The following is a 16,492-nucleotide window of genomic DNA, read 5'->3' as shown; positions in this document are numbered from 1 at the left end:
GGAGCGCGGTCTCCGGTCCGCGCACGATCGAGGTACACCCGGACCGGGGTCTGCCTCCGTCATGGTTTCCCGGCCGGATATGCCGTATGCGGCACTTTTTCTGCAATCCGGCGGCTTTGCTTTTTTATAAGAATGTTTATATATTTTTGTTGATATCTCTATCCCCTCCCTAGGGGGGATGGAATATGAGACGATGGACAGTTCTATGCGCATGCATCCTCGTCCTTCTCGCGATGCCGTTCGCCGTGACGGCAGCAGTGGTGGGGGACGGGAATGAGACGGTAACGCCAGCAGGCGAGACCGGACAGATGGGACCGCAGACCGCAAACATGACGATTGCCGCGTACATCGCGCAGGACCAGAACCTGACGAGGCTGTACGAGGCGATCATCGTAGCGGATCTCTATGATACGTTGAACACCGCCGGGCCTTACACGGTCTTTGCTCCGAGCAACGAGGCGTTCGATGCACTCGGCACCGATACCTTCAACCAGCTTGCGACCGACACCGAGAACCTGACGATGCTCCTTCAGTACCACGTTGTCGACGGTGAGTACACCGCAGAGAACCTCACCAACATGACCCAGAACGAGACCGGTGAAGAGGAGAACGGCGGGATCCTGGATATCTTCGGCGGGCTTCTGGGCGGTGGCGAGGAGGAAGAGAACATGACGGCACTCGACACGCTCTCCGGCGAGAGCCTGAACGTGACCATGGAAGACAATGAGACGCTCATGATCGAGAACGCTACCGTCACCCGGGCTGACATCTATGCGACCAACGGCGTGATCCACATCATCGACCAGGTGCTGGTGCCGCCCGGCCTGAACCTGACGGCAGTGGAGAACCAGACGGCAGATGGGGTCGTTACTCCGCAAGAGCCCGCTACTCCAGTAGAGGAGCCTGCGACTCCGATACAGGAGCCCGCTACTCCAGTACAGGAGCCTGCTGCTCCAGGTCAGGAGCCTGCGACTCCGGTGATGGGAGTCCCGATTTGAGCAGAGGACAGACCCACGCTTGTGCAGTTGCGGGCGGATTCATGCCGGGGCGGGCGGCTCCAACACCGCCGGCCCCCGGCATCGTCCGGGTGGCCGCCGGACATTGATCCGGGACTAAACCCTGCTTTTTTTCACGGCTGAATCTCTTCTGTCGGGAGTCCGTCTCTGTCACCTGATGCTTCCTGCCGGATACCGGTTTCGGATCGAGCCCGGCCGGTAAGGGCCAGTTCTCCGGAATCGGATGATGGTGTTTGCGGTGAAGGGCAGGGGGTACTTCTCAGAGCACAAACTCGAGTTTAACGTCCTTATTTGCTTCATTTGGCGACAAATAAAAATTATAGCAATATTTTTATATAACATCGATTATTCTCTTGCCCGCAAGGGGGGATATGTATGAAACGACCTTTACTGTTCGGTCTGTGCATTGTTCTGCTCCTGTCGATCTCTGCCGCAAGCATGGCGGTCTCGATTGGAGGAGGGCCTGTCTTACTGAACCCTGATGAGATAGTGAACATTACACCTGTAAACAGTACCGAGACCTACGAGATCCCGCAGACGACGGTGCTTGGAGCACTTGATGCGGCCTCGATGCTTGGAGCGTTCGAGTACCAGGTCGCCGAGGGATTGCCTCCCGACCAGGGGAATCTCAGCATTGTATCGATCACTGACATCGAGAACGAGATGATAAACCAGACGCCGTACGCCTGGACCTACTGGGTGAACGGCGAGCGGGCGACGATCGGACCCGCGCTGGCGAATGTGACCGACGGCGACAACGTGACCTACTCCTATGGGCCGCCGCCTCACACCATCGAGAACGCCTCGTACACGCTGACCGTTCTCGTGAACGTCACCGGAGTGACTCCGATGCCGACACCGGACGAGAACGTCACACCGATGCCGACGCCGGACGAGAACGTCACACCGATGCCGACGCCGGATGAGAATGTCACGCCGATGCCGACACCGGACGAGAATGTCACGCCGATGCCGACGCCGGATGAGAACGTCACGCCGATGCCGACACCGGACGAGAACGTCACGCCGATGCCGACGCCGGACGAGAACATGACGCCGTCCGTCAACGTCTCCGACCAGCCGATCGAGAACGACACGGTGATCGTTGAGCGCGCCGTGATGAACCAGACGGGTTGGGCGGATATTCACGCCGACCTGAACGGGACACCCGGACCGATCATCGGTTACAGCCAGATCACTGAGGGCGTGAACGAGAACGTGACCGTCGAGATCGAGACGGAGAACGCCACGCCGGTGCTCTATGCCATGCTCCACATCGATGCGGGCGAGCAGGGCGTCCATGAGTTCCCGGGTCCCGACGTCCCGGTTCTGGTGAACGGGACACCCGTCCAGCAGGCCTTCAATGTCACCGGAGGGCTGCCTGACGAGAATGTGACCCCGATGCCGACTCCGGACGAAAACGTGACGCCGATGCCGACACCGGACGAGAACGTCACGCCGATGCCGACACCGGACGAGAATGTGACCCCGATGCCGACACCGGACGAGAACGTGACGCCGATGCCGACACCGGACGAGAACGTCACGCCGTCCGTCAACGTCTCCGACCAGCCGATCGAGAACGACACGGTGATCGTTGAGCGTGCCGTGATGAACCAGACGGGTTGGGCGGATATTCACGCCGACCTGAACGGGACACCCGGACCGATCATCGGTTACAGCCAGATCACTGAGGGCGTGAACGAGAACGTGACCGTCGAGATCGAGACGGAGAACGCCACGCCGGTGCTCTATGCCATGCTCCACATCGATGCGGGCGAGCAGGGCGTCCATGAGTTCCCGGGTCCCGACGTCCCGGTTCTGGTGAACGGGACACCCGTCCAGCAGGCCTTCAATGTCACCGGAGGGCTGCCTGACGAGAATGTGACCCCGATGCCGACTCCGGACGAAAACGTCACACCGATGCCGACGCCGGACGAGAATGTCACGCCGATGCCGACACCGGATGAGAACGTCACGCCGATGCCGACACCGGATGAGAACGTCACGCCGATGCCGACACCGGATGAGAACGTCACGCCGATGCCGACTCCGGATGAGAACGTCACGCCGATGCCGACTCCGGATGAGAACGTGACCCCGATGCCGACACCGGACGAAAATGTGACCCCGATGCCGACGCCGGACGAGAACGTCACGCCGACTCCAACGCCGGCGGTGAATATCACCGATCAGATCATCGAAGGGCTCGAAGGCGAGGAGAACCTGACGACGTTCATCATGGTTCTGAACAACTCCACAATTGACGAGGAACTCGATGAGAACATGAGCTACGCCATATGCGCTCCGACCAATGAGGCATTTGAGGGATTGGGCAATGAGACGCTCTCGACAATCCAGAACGACACGGAGCTCCTGAACACCATCATCGGCTACCACATCATCCTGAGCAGCTACACGATCGCAGATCTTGTGGCACTGTGCGAGAACTCGGAAAACGGCCAGATCTCACTGCCGACCGTTGAGGGAACGGACGTCAACGTCACGCTCACCGACAGCGGCCAGCTGGTCATCAACAACATCATCGTCGTGACTCAGATCCAGATCACGAACAACATCATCGTCTACGTGATCGGCGGTGTCCTGGTCCCACCGGGCACCCAGATCCCGACCCCGACTCCAACACCCGACGAGAACGTGACACCGACTCCGACGCCCGACGAGAACGTGACACCGATTCCGACGCCCGACGAGAACGTGACACCGACTCCGACGCCCGACGAGAACGTGACACCGACTCCGACCCCGGACGAGAACGTGACACCGACCCCGACTCCGGACGAGAACGTGACGCCGACTCCGACTCCGGACGAGAACGTGACGCCGACTCCGACTCCGGACGAGAACGTGACGCCGACTCCGACTCCGGACGAGAACGTGACGCCGACTCCGACTCCGACGGCGAACGTGACGCCGATGCCGACGCTGCCGCCGGCCCCGCCGGCCGAGGAGACTGTAGACCTCGAACTGTATGGCGGCTGGAACTTCGTCTCCATCCCGAGACAGCTCTCTGTTGGTAACAACACCGTGGAGGCAGTCTTTGGCGATGTCGACACCGGTGGGCGATCGGTCTACACCTTTGCCCCGGCGACCGGCTTCACTCCTGTGGGCGCGAACACGACCCTGCAGGTCCTTGAGGGCTACTGGGTCTATTCGACCGAGGATCTGACCCTGCAGCTGAACCTCAGCACCAATCCGATGAGGTCACCTGCATCGAAGACGCTCAGCCCGGGATGGAACGCCATCGGCTACTCCGACCTGACCCCGCGAACTGCGGATGAGACGCTCAAGTCGGTGGAGGATAACTGGGTCTCCGTCATCGGCTTCGACGCGGAGAACCAGAACTACCACCCGGCGCTCATCAACAACCAGACGGGCGAACAGGGTGAAGACCAGAACCTCTTCCCGACCGAGGGCTACTGGATCTTCATGCGCGATGACGGCAGACTTGCCGCTATCAGCGCCTAAATTTCTTTTTTTTGCCGCTCTCTCTGGTATTCCCGCATCCTGCCGGCCGGCAGGGATACGTGCCGGTAAAAAAGGGTTCCGGGAGAGGTGCACTGACAAGGGGTGCCCTGCGCTCTTGCCGGCCGTTGTGCCGGGCAGAGGGAGGAAGCAACCCGCGCTCGTCGCTCTTCTGCCGGGAGCTCACTTCAAAGCTGCCTTATATTCCTTCATCAGGGCATCGGCGTAGGCTTCCCGCTTCTTTGTCGGGATGAAGTTGAACGCCCCGGCCCTTTTGAGGAGTTCTTCGCGGGCGGCGGCGTCATCCTTGAGGTTCAGGTCCCGCACGCCGGAGACGATGAGGTCGAGCTGGTTGATGCCGGTCTCCTTCCCGTCCACGAGGACCGTCCGGATCTTGATCGCGTCCGGCCGGACCCCGCCGCATATGGTGCAGTAGTCGCCTTCCTTCTCGTTCGTCATGAACTTCACTCCCGTATCATCGTGAGCGACATCTTGAACCGGGTTATGGCCGAGAGGGCGTGGGGGACGTTCGCCGGGAAGATGATCGTCTCGCCCTCGCGCATCCGGGATGTCTCGCCCGCGACCCAGACCTCGCACTCGCCGTCGAGGATCGTCACGACCGCATCGTAGGGCGCGGTATGTTCCGAGAGCCCCTCGTCCTCGTCGAACGAGAAGAGGGTGATGCTCCCCGACCGGTTGTTGATGATCATCCTGCTTGCCACGGTCCCGTCCTGGTAGGCGACGAGGTCCGCCAGCCGGAGGACCTTCCCCTGTAACTCTGCACGATTCTCTTTAGCCATTGTTTGCCAACCTCTTCTTTTATTCTGATGCCCTTCGCATATACTCTTCTCTTCTTTCCACACGCCGGCGCCCCGTCCGCCGGGCAGACCTCCATGCACCGGCCGCAGAGGCAGCATTTCCCAGGACCGGCGGCAACGATGACGGAGACGTCGGCCCGGGTACCGGACGCCATAAGATCGTAGATGGGGCCTGTACCATCGGGACCGACTCGATGGCCATTCCACGCTTACAGCAGTCTCGTCTCGGTCGTCGGACGCGGGACCTTCACCACGAGCACCTTGAAGGTTTGATCGCTCTCGTTCGTCCAGCGGTGCGGGATCTTCGCCGGGCTCTCGACCAGGTGGTCCTTCCAGACCTCGGCGCGTTCGTCGCCGATCTCGACGATCCCGGTCCCTTCAAGGACGTAGAAGAAGACGTCCACCGGGGTGATGTGCTTCTTCAATGACTCTCCGGGGGCGAGGGTGATCACCACCGCCGTCGCGTGCTCGGTGTCGTAGACCTTCCGGGCGTCGACGTGGTGCGGGTTCTCGCCGATCGGCTCCTCTGCTACGTCAACAATCTTCATTGCATTCATCTCCAGTTACGCTCATGGTGTTCATCCCTTATAATTCGTCCAGTAATTCGCGAGGTTCTCGCGCCGCCTCCGCTCCTCGCGGCGGGCCCGCATCTCCGGGTAGGTCGGCTCGTCGCTCTGGACCGCGGGGCAGAAGGGGCAGAGGGCAAAAGGAACGTCGTCGGCCTTATCCCTGACCGGGCAGAGGTAGGTCCCCTCCCACTCGTCGACGATCTGGCCGCCGGGGAAGGGGGTGCCGACCGGGTGGGCGGGCTCCTCGAGGATGAAGATGGTGAACGCGGAGAGGAGGTACTTCAGGTAGAGATATTTCGGGTCCTTCTCCCGCGCCTTTGCGGCGCAGGCCTCCGCCACCATCGAGCAGTAGGCGCCGAGCGCCGGGTCCGGGGGCTCGTCGGAGCCGCCCCCGTTGCGCGAGAGAAGGACCAGCCGGTGGTGCGCCGCGAAGATCTCCTCCCTGACGCTTGCGAGGAGACGGTCGCGGTATCCCTCCGGGAGGTGGGCGGCCTTCCGCTCGAACCGGGCGTTCATCTGCTCGAGGTCGTGCAGGTCGAACGCCGCCACTTCGTCGGCGATGATATGGAGGAGTTCATCCTTCGTCTTCGCGCCCTGCATCCGGCGGCAGGCCGCACGGATCGCCTCCACCGATACCGTTCCTCCCGGTCCCGCCTCGCCGCTATCCCCGGCGAAGAGGTCGATGAGGAGGGAGCAGGCGTCGTCGGAGCCTGCCCCGGAACGGTCCCGGCCTTCCCGGCCGATAAGCCGCAGCAGGCGGTTCAGGATGCTATTGAGCCGCATGGTCTCACCGGAATCCTTCAGAGCAGATGGGACTCACGAAGGTTTAACTCTCGTGTAACTATCATAGTAACAACAATGGACGAGATGATCCGGAACCTGATGACGCTCGGGCTGACGGAGTACGAGGCCCGGGTCTACGCGGCCCTTGTGGGGATCGGGGAGGGGAGCGCCCGCCAGGTACACGAGGCGAGCGGGGTTCCCCGGCCGCGGGTCTACGACATCGCCGAAGGGCTTGCCGGCAGGGGTTTCATCACCGTCCGGCGCGGGAACCCCCACATCTACATCCCCGCCGAGCCCGCCGTCGTCATCCACCACTTAAAGACCGCCGCCGATGCCGCGGCGACGGCGGCGGTGCAGGCGCTCGACGCCCTCTCGCTCGACGCCCGGTCGAAGAACTCGCCGATCTGGTACGTGCAGGGCGAGTGGAGCATCCGGCGCCACGTGGAGTCGCTCGCCAGCGGCGTCACCCGCGACCTCGCGGTCGTCTGCCTGGACTACCGGGAGATCGGCGAGTTCGCCCGGCTGATCGCCGGTGCGTCGCGGGAGCACCCCGTGAGCGTCCTCCTCCCGAACGGCAAGCGCGGGATCCGAAAGCCGCTCGGAGATGCCTCCCTCTACGTCCCGAAGCCGTTCTGCACCTTCTTCCAGGAGAACATCTTTGAGAAGCTCTACTGCGGGCCGATCCCGGTGGACGGGTCGGCGTTCCTGCTCGAGTACATCTTCATCGCCGACGACCGGGTCTGCATGATCGTCTACCGCGAAGACGGGGTCCGTAACGCCGTCGTGATCACCCTGCCGTTCATCTCCTGCGTCCAGCGGCAGTTCGTCAACCGGATGATCGCGAACGCCGACTGCATCGACGGCCCGGCGGAGGCCGGGGCCGGTCTGCGGCCCTCCTCCACGTAACGGTCTTTCAGGAGGGGAAATGCGTGGTGTCACCCTGCGAGGTACACCCGTTCAGGGCTCCCTGTAGGGTCCTTCGCCCCGCGAGCGCAGGCGCCAGAGGAGCACGGCCGCCGCGAGGAGCGCGAGATTCACGGCGAGCAGGGGGAGGTTTTCGGGGTCTCCCGCGTAGGCGAGGAGGCCGACCGGGAGAAGCGTCAACGAGATGACGGCGGTCAGGACGGAGGCGGCAAGGAAGATGGGAAATGACTGCTCGTAGCCCGGCGCCCTGAACCCCTCAAAGAGGGGCTGCTGCATGAGGTAGGACGCGTAGGCGACGGCGAGTATCAGGACGATGTACGCCGCCGCTGCCGGGAGGAACCGCCTGCCGAGGGACTCGCTTTTGATGAGGATGTAGAGGACGGCGAGGGGGGAGACGCCGACGAACGCGGCCATCCAGGTGGTGGCGCTCACCGCGAGGCCGAACGGCGGATCGAACCCGGCCAGGACGAGTGCGCCGGGCTGGGTGAGGACGAGGAGGAGGAGGTTGATCAGGAGAAAGTCCGCTCCCGTGCGGTGTGAGGAGCCCATTTATGTCTCCCTTGGCTGCCGGGCTTTAAAGGCTTTCCGTTCCGCGCCGGGTCTCTGATAAAAGGGGATGTGAGATTTTAGAGCCCCAGTTTTGCCCGCTTCCCCTCGATGTGCGCGAGGATCCCGTCCGTCGCCGCCTTTGCGTCCGTTTCGACGTGGAGCACCCCGCCCGTGATGCCGGGCAGGTCCTCGGTGAGGAGTTTCACCAGGTCCGGCCCCCCGGTCACGGTCGGGATCGGGTTGACGTAGGTGTAGAGGCCGAGCGCGAGCGCAAACAGAGCGTCGATCGTCGCCTTCTGCTCCATGTACTCAGGAGCCGCGACGGCGACCGGGAGGTCGGGGAGGGGGACGCCGCCGAGGGCTTCGGAGACCGAGAGGAGGAGGTCGGCGCACCTGCCGGTATCGGTGCAGGTCCCGAAACCGAGCACCGGCGGAACACCGAGCGCCGTGCAGAGGCCTTTCAGCCCCGGCCCGGCCTTCTCCTTCGCCTCCGGGGAGCAGAGCCCGGCGACCTGGAGGCCCGCGACCCCGCAGCCCATCCCGAGCACCAGGACGTCGCGGGCGATCAGGTTCTCCGCGACCGCAACGGTGTGGACGTCCTGCCCGGAATCACGCAGCGTGGTGCAGGAGACGAGCCCCACGATTCCCCGGATCGTCCCGTCCTTGATAGCACCGAGCAGCGGGTCGAGGCTCCCGCCGAGCGCATCGACGATGCTCTCGGGAGCAAAGCCGACGACCGCCTCCCGCACGGGAAGGCCCCGGATCGGTTCGATCGTGTTGTGCCGCTCCTTGAAGTTCTCGACCCCCATCCGGAGGAGAGTCGCCGCCTGCTCCTTTGCCTCCTCGGGGACGTACTCGAGCCGGTCCGTTCCGCCCTCGAAGACCACGACCTCGCTCACCGGGATCAGCTTGAAGTGGTACTTCTCGGCGTAGATGGGGTCGAGCGGGAGGGAGCAGTTCATGTCGGCGGCAAAGACGTCCACCGCCCCGGTGGCGAGGACCGCCTCCTGCATGATCCAGTTCCCCGTGTAGCCGTAGAAGACCTCGTCCATCTCCCTCCGCTGGATCAGCTCCTGCCCGGTCTCGATGTTCGCGATGATCCGGAGGCCCTTCGCCCCCGCATCCTTCGCCTTCTGCTGCCACTCGCCGGTGCGGGCGAGGTCGATGAGGGCAAACCCGAGGAAGGGTTCGTGGCCGTTCGGGAGGATGTTGACGTAGTCGGGGTCGAGCACCCCAAGGTCGACCCGCATCGGGTGCGGGCGGGGGATGCCGTAGAGGATGTCCTGGATATATTCGAGGACGATCTGGCTCTGGTAGGCCATCGCGACGCCGAGGCGCATCGCCCGCATGGCGTGGCTCGCGAACCAGCCGTCGACGTTCGTGAGGGTCGAGGCCGTATCGACGATCGTCTCCCCGTAGATCCCGCCGGGGAAGAGTTTGAGCCGTTTCCAGGCCTCTTTCCGCTCAGGGGGAGCGAGCCGCTCCACGATCCGGCTCGGCTCGTGGGTGAACCGGTGGAAGTCCTCCTCCACGAAGTCGCAGAGCCGGAGCGCGACCTCGGCGTCGCTTCCGCCGGTCTCGATGCCGAGCCGTCCCGCAAACGACCGGAGTTTCTCCGGCTCCGCGATCGAGAACGGGGTCTTCCCCTCCGCGGTCGCCCGGAGGGTGCGGACCGCCTGCGCTGCGTGGAAGTGGTAGTTCGACGCGCCCATGACGTTTCGAAGAAGCATCATCCGCATCGCCATGCCGTCGGCGTTGATCCCGCAGACGCCCCGGTGGTTCCGGGAGGCGTCCGCCCGGCAGGGGCCGTTCGAGCAGAAGTCGCATCGTGCTCCAGCCTGGCAGTAGCCGCACCGCTTGTCGGGGTCTTTCCCGAGGCCCTGCGCCTCGTAACGGTCCCAGACGTTGGACATGCCGTCTCTCCTGAGCCGCTCGTAGACGGTCCTCACCGAGTCGTGGTATGAGATCCTGTTGCTCTCCATGGTCATGGGGGACTGACCTGCGGTGCAGTCATAAGTATCTGTCGGAGGACCCCCGGCAGCCCGGTCCCTGCCGGTCGTCTCCCGGACGCACCGGGACAGCCCAAAGATATATCGTGTCTCCGGTCCCCGGGCCCGCATGAAGAGAGTATTGGGTCTTCTGATCCTCACCCTGGTGGTGGGGTGTGCGGCCCTCTCCGCCGGGGCGGCCGCCCAGGAGGAGGGTGCGGAGAACGCGACCGCCGGACCGCGGGTCTCCATCGTCGAGCCCACCGAGGGGGCGATTCTGGCCGGGAACGTGACCGTCCGGGTGAACCTGACCAACTTCACCCTCGTCGAGCCCCCCGGAGAGCCGGACGCTCCGGGCGGGGGCCTGCTGCACTACTACCTGGACGCCCCGGTCCCGGCGAACGCGAGCGCTCCCGCCGTCCCGGAGACCGGCTGGTACGCCGCCTCCACGAACACCACCCACACCTGGGAGAACGTGACGCCGGGCGAGCACAACCTCTCGGTGCAGCTCGTCAACGACGACGGGACGCCGCTCGTCCCGCTCGTCTTTGAGACGGTGAACGTCACCGTCGGGGACGATGCCGCCGTGATGAATCTCACTGCAGCGGATTTCGCGTTCGATACGGAGGCCATCACGGTCCCGGCAGGAGCCGTCGTGACGGTCTTCTTCAGGAACGAGGACCAGGGCATCCCCCACAACCTCGCGGTTTACGACAGTTCACTCCGGTCGGAACGGTTCTTCATGGGCGAGTTCATCACGGGGCCTGCCGAGACCGTCTACACCTTCATAGCACCTTCATTGCCGGGGACCTACTACTTCCAGTGCGACGCCCATCCTTTCATGAACGGCGACTTCATCGTGGGGTGATGGCGGAGCAGGGGCGGATCAGATATTTATACCCCGGTCGCGATGGGATACCCGATGTCTGATGGAATGTTCCGGTGCCGATACCGGCGGGAGTGGCGGGGATGAGCGGGGACCTGAACGCCGGGAACGGGCCGCGCATCGTCTCCTGGAACGTCACGTCGCGGTGTACCCTCGCCTGCGCCCACTGCTCCATCGACGCGGACGAACACGGGTCGCCCGGCGAACTCGATACCGGCGAAGGGAAGGCCCTGATCGATGGGATAGCCGCCCTCGGGAGGCCGATCCTTGTCCTCAGCGGCGGTGAGCCCCTCCTCCGGCCCGATATCTTCGACCTCGCCGCCCACGCCGCCGGTCGCGGGCTCCGGGTCGCGATGGGGACGAGCGGCGTCCTGATCGACGACGCGGCCGCGGCCCGGATCCGGGAGGCCGGCATCGGGAGGGTGGCGGTCAGCATCGACTCGACGGACCCGGCCGTCCACGACGCTTTCCGGGGCGTCGACGGTGCATGGGAGCGGGCGGTCGACGGCATCCGCGCTCTCCGGGGGGTGGGCATCCCCGTCCAGATCAACGCCTCGATCGGCGGGGCCGGCGCCGCCGAGGTCGACGGGATCGTCGCGTTCGGGAAGGATCTCGGCGTCTTCGACTACCAGTTCTTCTTCCTGGTCCCGACGGGCCGGGCGGAAGACCTCGCCGGCATCCCGCCGGAAGCCTGCGAGGCGGCGATCGGGCGCATCCTCGCGCACGCCGGGGAACCGGGGCTCTCGGTCCGGCCGACCTGCGCCCCGCAGTTCGTCCGGGTTGCCGCAGGGATGGGGCTCGATACCGGCGGGTGGGGCAGGGGGTGCATCGCCGGCACGGCCTACTGCCGGATCACCCCGGCCGGGGACGTGACGCCCTGCCCGTACCTCCCCGTCGCGGTCGGCAACGTCCGCGAGACGCCCTTCGGCGAGATCTGGCACGGCTCCCCCGTCTTTGCCGCGCTCCGCGACCCCGACCGCCTGGGAGGGAAGTGCGGGGAGTGCGAGTACCGCCGGGCCTGCGGCGGGTGTCGCGCACGTGCCTACGGGGTCAGGCGGCGGCGGGACGACGCCTGCGGGGTGCCGGTCCGCTCATGGGGGGCGGCCGGGGATATCCTCGCGGAGGACCCCGGCTGCCCTTACCTGCCGGGCGGGGGGGGGTGAAGCATGACCGACTGCTGCCTGGACCCTCTGGACAGACGGCTCCTTGAGGTGCTGCAGGACGACTTTCCCCTGGCGTCGCGGCCGTGGCGGGAGATCGGGGACCGCATCGGGATACCGGAGGCCGAGGTGCTCCGGCGGGTGCGCCGGCTCACCGGCGAGGGGATCATCCGGAGCATATCCCCGGTCGTCGAGTCGGCACGGCTCGGCCTCGCCGCCTCCACGCTCATCGGCATGCGGGTGCCGCCGGACCGGGTGGACGAACTCGCGTCGGCGATCAACCGGGAGCCCGGCGTCTCGCACAACTACCTCAGAGACCACGACTACAACCTCTGGTTCACGCTCGCGGCCCGCGACGAGGCCGCCCTGCACCGGAAGGTGGAAGAGATCGCCGTCCGGACCGGCGTCTCCCCGCACGACCTCCTGAACCTGCCCTCGGTGCGGCGGTTCAAGATCGGCGTCCGGTTCCGTTTCGCTCCAGACGGAGGGGACGGCTTATGAACGGTTCCGACCGTTCGCTCCTCCTCAGGCTCCAGGACGGCGTCCCCCTGGTCGACGAACCCTACCGGGCGATCGCGGAGGAACTCGGTATGACGGAGACTGAGGTGATCGCCCGGACCCGCGACCTCCTCTCGCAGGGCGTCGTCCGGCGGTTCGCCGTCCGTATCGACCACCGGAAGGCCGGGATCCGGGTCAACGCGATGGTCGCGTGGCGGGTGCCGCCCGGCGACGTGGCGCGGGCGGCGGAGGTCATGGCCCGGTTTTCGGAGGTGACGCACTGCTACGAGCGTGCCGTCGCCCCCGGCAGGTGGGAGTACAACCTCTTCGTCGTCCTGCACGGCCGGCGCCGCGAGGAGGTCGACCGGGATATCGCCCGGCTCTCAGGGGCGACGGGTCTTGACGACTACGCGGTCCTCGTCAGCACCCGGGAGTTGAAGCGGGCGCCTCCCGGCCGGGCGCTCCTCATGCAGGAGGGATCCCTGTGATACGGTTCACGTACCTCATCCACGGCGAAGCCCCGGTCAGCGGCCGGGCGGCACCGCAGAGCGCCCTTGCGCTTGCGGAGAGCCGGCCCGGCCCGGTGGTCTTCTGGAACATGACGAACGGGTGCAACCTCGCCTGCACCCACTGTTACCTCAGGTCCGGGCCCGGCCGGAAGCGGGAAGACGAACTGACGACGGACGAGGCGACGGCCCTCATCGACGACCTGGCCCGGGCGGGCGTCCCGCTCCTCCTCCTCTCCGGCGGGGAGCCGCTGGTCAGAGAGGACTTCTGGACCCTTGCGGCCCACGCCCGCGAGCGCGGGCTCCGGACGGCCCTGAGCACCAACGGGACCCTGATCACCCCCGAGGTCGCCCGGAGGCTCCGGGACGTCGGGATCGGGTATGCCGGGATCTCGCTCGACGGCGCGACGGCGGCGACCCACGACCCGTTCCGGGGCGTACCGGGGAGTTTCGACCGCTCGGTGCAGGCGCTAGAGAACTGTATCGCCGCGGGCCTCCGGTGCGGCGTCCGGTTCACGGTCACGAAGAGGAACCACGGCGAGCTCGGGCGTCTGATCGCGCTTGCCCGGGAGGTCGGGGTGCACCGGTTCTGCGTCTACTGGCTCGTCCCGAGCGGGCGGGCAAGCGACGTCCACGCCGATCTCCAGGTCGGGCCCGCGGAGGTGCAGGCGGTGCTCGACCGGATCTACCGTGAGACCATCCGGACCGATCCTGCGGTCATGGAGTTCCTGACCGTCGACGCCCCACAGGACGGCGCCTACCTGCTCGCAAGGCTCGAGGCGGACGGCAACCCGGCCTACGACCGGGCATACCGGATCCTTGCCCGCACGGGCGGGTGCAGCGCCGGAAGGCGGGTGGCGAACATCGACCCCTCCGGGAACGTCTACCCCTGCCAGTTCGCGCAGTCCCCGGAGTTTCTCGCGGGCAACGTCAGGGACCGGGCGTTTGCGGAGATCTGGAGCGACCCGGAGAACCCGGCACTCAGGGCGTTCCGGACCGCCGGGGCGTGCCCGCCAGGTCCGTCGAGCGCCTGCGGCCGGCAGGAGATCTGCGGGGCGGGGTGCAGGGTCCGGGCCTATGTCAGGAGCGGCGACCCCGACGGCGGGGACCCGCTCTGCCCGAAGTACGGGTGAGCATGAGGGTGGGCGATCCCGGCACAACTGTTATCAACCCGGATGCCCTGTCCTGCCCTGCATGACGAACATTACCCCTGTCATAGCATCCCTCCTCCTGGTCCTCGCACTCGTCGTGGGTGCGGGCGCACAGGTGGTGGGATCGAGCAATCTCAGCGATATCAACGAGAGTTCAAACCAGACGATCGAAGGCATGGAGAACATGAGCGGCAACGCGACGGACCTCACGAACGCGGAATCTCCGCTCGCCGCGATACTTGAGAACGGCACGCCCCTGACGAACCTGACGGTCTCGAATGTTACGGCCGAGATCGGCCTTGAACTCGTGGCCGGGAACTTCACCGCGCCCCTCGCGGTCGCGGCCCCCGACGACGGGACCGGGCGGATCTTCGTCGTGGACCAGATCGGCGTCGTGAACGTCGTCGACGCGAACGGGACCACGCTCCCCGAGCCGTTCCTGGACCTCCGGGAGGAGATGGTCGAGCTCCGCCCGACCTACGACGAGCGCGGCCTCCTCGGCTTTACGTTCCACCCGAACTTCTCGGAGAACGGGAAGGTCTACGCGTTCTACAGCGCACCCCTGCGCGAGGAAGCCGCCGAGGACTGGAACTGCACGAACCATATCTCCGAGTTTGAGGTCGACCCACAAGACCCGAACCGGGTGAACGTGACCTCCGAGAAGGTGCTGATGTACATCGACAAGCCCTACCATAACCACAACGGCGGCCCGATCGCCTTCGGTCCCGCCGACGGTTACCTCTACGTGGCGCTCGGCGATGCCGGAAGGGCGAACGACGTCGGGATAGCCCATACCACCGGTATCGGGAACGGCCAGGACCTCACGAAGATCTACGGCAAGATCCTCCGGATCGATGTGGACAACGTCACCGACGGGAACGTGACGGCTCCGCAGAACGTGACCCCTATGGGGAACCAGACCGATGATGCAGCCGTCAACCTGACGGAGAACCCGCCCGAGCCGACGTGGACGACGTTTGCCGGCAGCCTCTACGGTATACCCGACGACAACCCGTTCGCGGAGAACCAGACCGAGATCCTCGACGCCTACGCCTACGATTCCGTCCCGCCCGAGATCTACGCCTACGGGCTCCGGAACCCGGCCTACATGTCCTTTGATTCCGGCGGCAACAACGCGCTCTTCGTCGCGGACGCGGGCCAGAACCTCTTTGAGGAGGTGGACGTCATCTATGCCGGAGGCAACTACGGCTGGAACATCCGCGAGGGCACGCACTGCTTCGACCCCGACAACCCCACGGAGCCGCCTGAGTCCTGCAACGTCACCGGATACCTGGGAGAGCCGCTGATCGGGCCTATCTTCGAGGGCGGCCGTGACCTCGGCATCGTCGTCGTCGGCGGCAACGTCTACCGCGGCACCGCGGTCCCGGAGCTCGAGGGCAGCTACGTCTTCGGCTACTGGAGCGACAGCCGGACGGTGGGCAACGGCACCCTCCTCGTCGCCACGCCTCCTGAGGGGTGGGCTGAGGGAGAACTGCCGCAGTCCGCCGGGAACCTGACGGCCGAGCAGAACGCCATGTGGGAGACCCGGACGGTGAACATCACCGGCCAGGAGAACCTCGGCATGTTCCTGCGCGGGTTCGGTGAGGACGCCGACGGCGAGCTCTACGTGCTGACGAACGACGTGGGCGGTCCCGACAACACCACCAGCACCGGCAGGGTCTGGAAGATTGTGGCGCCCGCCGCCGCCGGCCCCACGCCGACCCCGACCGGGAACGTCACTCCGGCTCCGACGATGAACGTCACCCCGGTCCCGACCGGGAACGTGACTCCGCCGGCGACGGCGAACGTGACCCCGACCCCGACCCCGACGGCCGGGGCTGCCGTGACGGTGAACGTCACCGCCGACGACATGGCCTTCGATACGGATGCCATCACGGTGCCGGCGGGAGCGAACGTGACGATGGTCTTTGAGAACCTGGACGACGGCATCCCCCACAACGTCGCTGTCTACATGGACTCCTCGGCGAGCGAAGAAATCTTCGTCGGCGAGGTCATCACCGGACCGGACGAGGTCACCTACACCTTCACGGCCCCCTCCGAGGCCGGGACCTACTACTTCCGGTGCGACGTGCACCCCTCCATGAACGGCGATTTCATCGTGGAGTGATGCGGAGAGCGGGGTTACCCCTCTCCTCCT

At 65.4% G+C, this 16,492-nt stretch carries 15 protein-coding genes; 9 read left to right on the top strand and 6 right to left on the bottom strand.

The window, feature by feature from the left end:
- Positions 1-185: 185 nt before the first annotated feature.
- Together F8E02_RS10785 and F8E02_RS10780 are read left to right on the top strand one after the other, a co-directional pair.
- Positions 186-998: a fasciclin domain-containing protein gene (locus F8E02_RS10785; protein WP_317065575.1), complete on the top strand. Its 813-nt coding sequence runs from the start codon at positions 186-188 to the stop codon at positions 996-998.
- A gap of 507 nt (positions 999-1,505) precedes the next feature.
- The gene (locus F8E02_RS10780) at positions 1,506-4,505 is read left to right on the top strand and encodes a DUF7282 domain-containing protein (protein ID WP_317065574.1); all 3,000 of its coding nucleotides are present in this window, start codon (positions 1,506-1,508) and stop codon (positions 4,503-4,505) included.
- Positions 4,506-4,685: 180 nt separating this feature from the next.
- Here F8E02_RS10780 and F8E02_RS10775 read toward each other — a convergent pair whose 3' ends face one another.
- The 4 genes from F8E02_RS10775 to F8E02_RS10760 form a co-directional block, all read right to left on the bottom strand.
- Entirely contained in the window at positions 4,686-4,961 is a 276-nt protein-coding gene (locus F8E02_RS10775; RefSeq protein ID WP_317065573.1) for an NAC family transcription factor, read from the bottom strand.
- 5 nt (positions 4,962-4,966) lie between these two features.
- Entirely contained in the window at positions 4,967-5,302 is a 336-nt protein-coding gene (locus F8E02_RS10770) for a cupin domain-containing protein (protein WP_317065572.1), read from the bottom strand.
- A 227-nt stretch (positions 5,303-5,529) separates the two neighbouring features.
- Positions 5,530-5,868 (bottom strand): cupin domain-containing protein, encoded by a 339-nt coding sequence (locus tag F8E02_RS10765; RefSeq protein WP_317065571.1) that lies wholly within the window; start codon positions 5,866-5,868, stop codon positions 5,530-5,532.
- Positions 5,869-5,898: 30 nt separating this feature from the next.
- Positions 5,899-6,672, bottom strand: a complete 774-nt coding sequence (locus F8E02_RS10760) for a DUF2115 domain-containing protein (RefSeq protein ID WP_317065570.1) — start codon at positions 6,670-6,672, stop codon at positions 5,899-5,901.
- Positions 6,673-6,747: 75 nt separating this feature from the next.
- Here F8E02_RS10760 and F8E02_RS10755 point away from each other — a divergent pair, with 75 nt between their 5' ends.
- Complete coding sequence (locus tag F8E02_RS10755) at positions 6,748-7,578, top strand: TrmB family transcriptional regulator (RefSeq protein WP_317065569.1); 831 nt, start codon at positions 6,748-6,750, stop codon at positions 7,576-7,578.
- Between the two features lie 51 nt (positions 7,579-7,629).
- On the opposite strand, the gene F8E02_RS10750 is transcribed toward F8E02_RS10755, so the two are convergent.
- Both F8E02_RS10750 and cooS read right to left on the bottom strand, forming a co-directional pair.
- The gene (locus tag F8E02_RS10750) at positions 7,630-8,145 is read right to left on the bottom strand and encodes a hypothetical protein (protein WP_317065567.1); all 516 of its coding nucleotides are present in this window, start codon (positions 8,143-8,145) and stop codon (positions 7,630-7,632) included.
- A gap of 77 nt (positions 8,146-8,222) precedes the next feature.
- Entirely contained in the window at positions 8,223-10,133 is a 1,911-nt protein-coding gene (gene cooS / locus F8E02_RS10745) for an anaerobic carbon-monoxide dehydrogenase catalytic subunit (RefSeq protein WP_317065566.1), read from the bottom strand.
- A 130-nt stretch (positions 10,134-10,263) separates the two neighbouring features.
- Here cooS and F8E02_RS10740 point away from each other — a divergent pair, with 130 nt between their 5' ends.
- From F8E02_RS10740 to F8E02_RS10715, 6 genes are all read left to right on the top strand, one after another.
- Positions 10,264-11,001: a cupredoxin domain-containing protein gene (locus tag F8E02_RS10740; RefSeq protein ID WP_317065564.1), complete on the top strand. Its 738-nt coding sequence runs from the start codon at positions 10,264-10,266 to the stop codon at positions 10,999-11,001.
- 101 nt (positions 11,002-11,102) lie between these two features.
- Positions 11,103-12,182: a radical SAM/SPASM domain-containing protein gene (locus tag F8E02_RS10735; protein WP_317065563.1), complete on the top strand. Its 1,080-nt coding sequence runs from the start codon at positions 11,103-11,105 to the stop codon at positions 12,180-12,182.
- 3 nt (positions 12,183-12,185) lie between these two features.
- A complete protein-coding gene (gene ahbA, locus F8E02_RS10730; RefSeq protein WP_317065562.1) occupies positions 12,186-12,680 on the top strand; it encodes a siroheme decarboxylase subunit alpha in 495 nt (164 codons plus the stop codon).
- Positions 12,677-13,165 carry a siroheme decarboxylase subunit beta gene (ahbB, locus tag F8E02_RS10725; RefSeq protein ID WP_317065561.1) on the top strand — a complete coding sequence of 163 codons (489 nt, stop codon included), beginning with the start codon at positions 12,677-12,679 and terminating at the stop codon, positions 13,163-13,165. The genes ahbA and ahbB overlap by 4 nt, the downstream gene beginning before the upstream one ends.
- Positions 13,162-14,316 (top strand): radical SAM/SPASM domain-containing protein, encoded by a 1,155-nt coding sequence (locus tag F8E02_RS10720; protein ID WP_317065560.1) that lies wholly within the window; start codon positions 13,162-13,164, stop codon positions 14,314-14,316. Before ahbB ends, F8E02_RS10720 begins: the two co-directional genes overlap by 4 nt.
- A gap of 61 nt (positions 14,317-14,377) precedes the next feature.
- A complete protein-coding gene (locus tag F8E02_RS10715) occupies positions 14,378-16,462 on the top strand; it encodes a PQQ-dependent sugar dehydrogenase (RefSeq protein ID WP_317065559.1) in 2,085 nt (694 codons plus the stop codon).
- The last annotated feature ends 30 nt before the right edge of the window (positions 16,463-16,492 follow it).

This window comes from Methanoculleus caldifontis (assembly GCF_032842345.1).
Classification (GTDB): domain Archaea; phylum Halobacteriota; class Methanomicrobia; order Methanomicrobiales; family Methanoculleaceae; genus Methanoculleus; species Methanoculleus caldifontis.
The sequence above is the reverse complement of the archived record's forward strand: the minus strand, read 5'-3'. Positions and strand labels throughout refer to the sequence as shown.